Consider the following 6,236-nt stretch of genomic DNA (forward strand, 5'->3'; position numbering starts at 1 on the left):
ACTCAATAACCATTTTATAAACCATTTAAAACCAACTAAAAAATATGAAGCAATCTCTAGTATGGTTTCAAAGGAATAGTCAAAATCCCTTTGTTAAATTTAGCAAAGCAAGCATAAGAGCATTTACCTTTTGCATGCTTCTGATATTAGGATCCCAGTTTGTGGCGAATGCCCAGACATTGATTAGCGGTAAAATTACCGATCGTAAAAGTGGTGCCGGCGTTCCGGGTGTAAACGTAGTAGTGAAAGGAACTTCAAAAGGAACTTCCACCAACCAGGAAGGAAAATTTTCTCTTTCTGCTCCATCAAATGCCATTTTAGTAATCTCTTCTGTCGGTTACAAAAAGCAGGAAGTTTCAGCCGGAAACAAAACCGAAATTAATATTAGCCTTGAGGAAGACATTTCGGCACTCGGAGAGGTTGTTGTAGTCGGCTACGGCTCTCAGAAGAAAAAAGACCTGACAGGTTCTATTGTCAGCATCAATTCGGAAGATTTCCAGAAAGGGAATATTTCTACACCTGACCAGTTGATTACAGGTAAAATGGCCGGAGTTCAGATTACCACAAATGGTGGTATGCCTGGTTCCGGTTCTCAGATCCGTATCAGAGGCGGTTCTTCTCTCAATGCCAGCAATGATCCTTTGATTGTAATAGACGGTCTGCCGATCGATAACAGCACAATAGACGGTGCATCAAACCCATTAGCTTTTGTTAACCCGAATGATATTGAAACATTTACTGTATTAAAAGATGCTTCTGCTACCGCTATTTACGGTTCAAGAGCATCAAACGGTGTAATTCTAATTACTACCAAAAAAGGTAAAAAAGGTGACGACTTCAGAGCGACTTTCAGTACTCAGGCTTCTGCTTCCGTAAAACAGGGCAAAATTGATGTGCTTTCAGGAGATGAGTTTCGTACGCTTGTAAATGCCAAAGGAAATGATGCAGCAAAAGCATTGTTAGGTAAGTCAAATACCGATTGGCAGGATGCTATTACACGTACCGCAATCAGTACAGATAATAACCTGAGCCTTTCCGGTTCTTACAAAAACCTGCCTTATCGCTTCTCTGCCGGTTACACTGATCAAAATGGTATTATCAAGACTTCAAGTATGGATAGAACTTCTCTTTCATTAGGTCTTTCTCCTACTTTTCTGAATAATCACCTGAAAGTAGATCTTAATTTAAAAGGTTCAGTTACCAATAACAATTTTGCGAACGACGGAGCATACGGAACAGCCGTTTCTTTTGATCCCACTCAGCCGGTTTATTCGAGCAAAGAAGCTTATAATGGTTATTTTGAATGGCTGGATGCCTCAGGAACGCCTATTACCATTGCGCCAAGAAACCCGCTCGGGCTGCTGGAAATGAGAACAGATAAGGCAAAAGTGAAGAAAAGTATCGGAAACATTGTTTTCGATTACAAATTTCATTTTTTACCTGAGTTACGCGCTAACCTGAACTTAGGTTATGATTTTACCTCAAGTGAAGGACAAAGAAATATTCCTGCTTCCTCAGCTATTAATTTCAGCTCAAAAGGTCTTGATGAATATTATACCCGAAAAAATAACAACTCTACTTTAGAATTTTACCTGAATTATGTAAAAGACCTTAAAAGCATCGATAGCCGTATTGATGTAATGGGTGGTTATTCATATCAGGATTTTCTTTCTGAAAGGTTTGACCAGAACAAAGACCTTCTTAATACAGGCAGTTACCTGAAAAATTATTTCTATAAAACACAAAGTACCCTGGTATCGTTTTATGGCCGTTTGAACTACGCTTTCAAAAATCGTTATTTACTTACCTTTACCCTCCGTCAGGATGGTTCTTCCCGTTTCTCACCGGACAATCGCTGGGGAACATTCCCTTCTGCCGGTTTTGCCTGGAAACTCAGTGAGGAGCCTTTTATTAAAGAAAGTGATGTTTTCTCTGATTTGAAGGTACGTCTTGGTTATGGTATCACCGGACAGCAGAATATCTCTTCAAGCAATTATCCTTATCTGGGTCTTTATACACCTGGTTTGCCAACAGCAGGTTATCAGCTGGGAGATAATTATTACAATACAATCCGTCCTGAAGGATATGATGCCAATCTTAAATGGGAACAAACTGCCACTTCAAACATTGGTCTTGACTTTGCCATCAAAAAAGCCCGTATTTCAGGTAGTGTTGACTATTATTTCAAGAAAACCAAGGATTTACTGGCTGAAGTTGATTTGCCAACAGGATCAAACTTCTCAAGTCGCTTGCTGACAAACGTAGGAAATATGGAAAACCAGGGGGTTGAATTGACCATTAATACCAACCTGATTGCCCGAAAAGATTTCAGCTGGGATGTTTCATTTAACATTACCAGAAATTCGACTAAAATTACAAATCTGACCCGAAACCCTGATCCGAATTACGCTGGTCTGGAAGTAGGTGGTATTGCCGGAGGAACCGGAGGAAACATCCAGATCCACACGGTTGATTATGCGCCTAATTCCTTTTTTGTTTACAAGCAGGTTTATGATGCTAACGGAAAACCATTGGAAGGTGTTTATGCAGATTTGAACGGGGACGGAAAAATTACCCCGGATGATCGTTACCGTTATAAGAAACCGGCTGCTGATTATTTCTATGGTTTTACCTCGACTTTCAGCTATAAGAAATTCAATGCAGGATTCACGCTCAGAGGGAATATCGGAAACTATGTTTATAACAACGTATTCTCAAGCAATGGCAACTACACTGGCCTGTACAATTCTACAGGTTTCCTGAGCAATCTTTCAAAAGATATCAATACTACACAGTTTAACCTGAATCAGAATAAAAGTGACTACTACGTAGAAAATGCTTCATTCCTGAGAATGGATAATTTCACGGTAGGTTACAATTTTGGTAAAATCACCCGTCAGGGAGCAACATTACGATTGAATGCTACTGCCCAGAACGTATTTGTCATCACAAAATACAGAGGTCTTGACCCGGAAATTGCCGGAGGTATTGACAACAAATTATACCCGAGAGCCAGAACCATCTCTTTAGGTGCCGTGGTAGGTTTCTAAGAAGATCTTAAAGTGATAACATTGGTTTTAAAACATTCAGAAAAATGAAAAAATTAACGATAAATATAAAGAGAGCAGCAATCTGTGCTGCATTCCTCGGACTAACTTTCTCCTGTACCAAAGACCTGAACCGGGAACCTTTTATTGAATCTACTTCTCTGGCAGTCTATAAAGATCCTGCCAATTACAAACCATTGCTGGCCAAAATCTATGCAGGTCTGGCCGTAACCGGGCAGGAAGGCCCGACCGGAAAACCTGATATTCCGGAAAGTGTAATTAATGAAGGAGAATCTCAGTATATCAGAAATTACTGGGGTGCTCAGGAGCTGACTACTGATGAAGCAGTAGTTGCCTGGAAATCAGACGGAACTCTGGTGAATTATCATACGATGGACTGGACTTCCAGCGGTGATAAAATCAGAGGTTTGTATGTTCGTCTGATCTATCAGGTTGTAGTTGCCAATGAATTTATCAGAGAAACAACTGATGCCAAAATGTCTGGCAGAGGAATTTCAATCCCTGAGATCAAGGCTTACCGTGCTGAAGCACGATTCCTTCGGGCTTTAAGTTATTATCATGCACTTGATCTTTTCGGTAATGTTGCTTTCGTAACTGAAAATGACCCGATCGGTTCATTTTTCCCGAAACAGACCAATCGCACAGATTTATACAATTATGTGGAATCTGAATTAAAAGCCATTGAAGGAGACCTGGTTGATGCCCGCAAAAATGAATATGGCAGAGCCGATAAAGCCGCAGCCTGGATGGTTTTAGCAAAATTATATCTGAACGCAAAAGTGTATATCGGTCAGGATAAAAATACCGAAGCATTAACTTATCTGAACAAAGTTATTTCTTCAGGTTATAGTCTGGAAGGGAATTACAAAAACCTTTTCCTGGCTGATAACCACAAATCAGGGGAAAATATCTTTACTGTGAATTTTGACGGAACCCGTACCAAAACCTATGGTGGCACTACTTTCCTTGTTCATGCTTCAGTGGGTGGAAAAATGAATGCAGCCGATTATGGTATCGACGGCGGTTGGGCCGGTTTGCGTACCACCAAACAATTTGTTGCCATGTTTGACGATGCCAGAGATTCCCGTGCGATGTTTTTTAAAGATGGACAAAATATTGAAATTGATGACATTACAAACTTCCCGGACGGTTATGCGGTAGGAAAATACAAAAATCTTACTTCCACAGGAGCCGCAGGAAGCAATCCTACTTTTGTTGATACTGATTTCCCGATGTTCCGCCTGGCAGATGCTTACCTGATGTACGCTGAAGCTGTATTACGCAACGGAACCGGAGGAGACAGAACTACTGCGTTGAATTATGTGAATCTGCTTCGTAAAAGAGCGGGAGCCAGTCAGGTTTCTACCATTGATCTCGACTTTATCCTCAATGAAAGAGCACGTGAACTGTATTGGGAAGGTCATCGTCGTACCGACCTGATCAGATATGGTAAATTCACAACCGGTACTTATTTATGGGCCTGGAAAGGTGGTATAAAAGCAGGTAAAGCTGTTGAGGATTTCCGCAACATTTTCCCGATTCCTGCGGCTGATATTACTGCCAATCCAAACCTGAAACAAAATTCAGGTTATTAATTCAACCATTAAATAGACAAAGTAATGAAAACGACAATCAATAGATTTTTTATATTCCTTAGTGCTTTGGTCTTATTGGGGGCCTGTAAAAAAGACGAGGACAAAATTATCATGAATGCCAATGTAAAATTGGCAATAACCTTATCTTCTCAGAATGTTGTTTTAACAAAAGAGAATGCAGATAAAGATGCGCTAACCGTTTCATGGGCAAAGCCGGACTATGGTTTTACGCCAGGGGTAAAATACTCCGTTCTTATTGATAAAAAAGGGGGTGATTTCAGCAATGCAATGGCCGTTGAAACAGGTACTGATTTAAACAAAACTTTTAAAAATGCTGAATTAAATGCACTTCTTTTAAAATTAGGTCTTCCTGCGGGAGCTGCTGCCGATATTGATGTAAGAGTAGTATCAGCAATCGGAGATGCTTCTTCTGTTACAAAGGTCACTTCAGCCGTAAGTACTATCAAAGCCACTCCATATCTTGATAAACTGGATCTGAGTTCTATCTGGGGAATAGTGGGAAGTGCTGCTGCCAATGGCTGGGACGGACCGGATATGCCTTTCTATAAAACGGATAAGGATAATGTTTTTGCCGCTTATGTAACGCTTAAGGAAGGAGAAATCAAATTCCGCCAGAATAATAAATGGGATGTAAATTATGGGGATACCGGAGCAGACAATACTTTGGATAATGGTGGAGACAACATTAAGGTAAAAGCCGGAACCTATAAAATCACACTGGATCTGAATGTCCTTAAATATACTATCCAGACTTATTCATGGGGACTTGTCGGAAGTGCTGTGGCCAATGGCTGGGATGGGCCGGATATGCCTTTAGTATATGATCCTACGACAAATTTCTGGAAAGCGGTTGTCTATTTAAACACCGGGGAAATTAAAATCCGCCAGAATAATGACTGGACTGTCAATTTCGGAGACACCGGGGCTAACGGAACACTGGATGCCGGAGGAGATAATATTAAAGTCACTAAAGGTACCTATCTGATTACAGTAGATTTTGCGACTTCGAAGTTTACTTTGGAAGCCTTTGCTACCTGGGGACTTGTCGGAAGTGCTGCACCAAATGGCTGGGATGGGCCGGATGCCAAATTCAGACCGGATTTCTCTCATGACGGGGTCTGGATTCTGGACAATGTAGTTTTAAAAACCGGAGAAATCAAATTCCGTTTCAATGATAAATGGGATCTGAATTACGGGGACAAAGGTGCCGATGGTACATTGGAAGCAGGGACAGACAATATTCCTGTAACAGCCGGAACCTATGCTGTTATCCTGGATTTATCAAATGCCAGTAAACTGACTTATAAGCTAAGTAAAAAATAACAGATACTTCAGAAACAAACTAAAATCCTATAAATCATGAATACCTGACGAAGCAATTTGTCAGGTATTTTTTGTTGAAAGAAAGCAAAATTTTAATACCGGGAAACTTATTAAGTTGAAGATCAAGTGCTGTATTTAAATTCCTATCTGGTGCGATTAAAGGTAGTCTGCCACTTTTGCCAAACCAAAACTGAGTTTTGTTTCAATTCCTATCTGGTGCGATTAAAGG

General features: G+C 40.5%; 3 protein-coding genes. All 3 read left to right on the forward strand.

Annotated features, from left to right (window positions below; all coding sequences use genetic code 11):
- Positions 1-44 precede the first annotated feature (44 nt).
- From BM179_RS10900 to BM179_RS10910, 3 genes are read left to right on the forward strand one after another with little or no spacing between them, the layout of a single operon-like run.
- Positions 45-3,050 carry a SusC/RagA family TonB-linked outer membrane protein gene (locus tag BM179_RS10900; RefSeq protein ID WP_092016662.1) on the forward strand — a complete coding sequence of 1,002 codons (3,006 nt, stop codon included), beginning with the start codon at positions 45-47 and terminating at the stop codon, positions 3,048-3,050.
- Between the two features lie 44 nt (positions 3,051-3,094).
- Positions 3,095-4,663 (forward strand): RagB/SusD family nutrient uptake outer membrane protein, encoded by a 1,569-nt coding sequence (locus BM179_RS10905; protein WP_092016665.1) that lies wholly within the window; start codon positions 3,095-3,097, stop codon positions 4,661-4,663.
- 24 nt (positions 4,664-4,687) lie between these two features.
- The gene (locus BM179_RS10910) at positions 4,688-6,007 is read left to right on the forward strand and encodes a SusE domain-containing protein (RefSeq protein WP_092016667.1); all 1,320 of its coding nucleotides are present in this window, start codon (positions 4,688-4,690) and stop codon (positions 6,005-6,007) included.
- Positions 6,008-6,236: the final 229 nt, after the last annotated feature.

The organism is Pseudarcicella hirudinis, from assembly GCF_900115665.1.
Taxonomy (GTDB): Bacteria; Bacteroidota; Bacteroidia; order Cytophagales; family Spirosomataceae; genus Pseudarcicella; species Pseudarcicella hirudinis.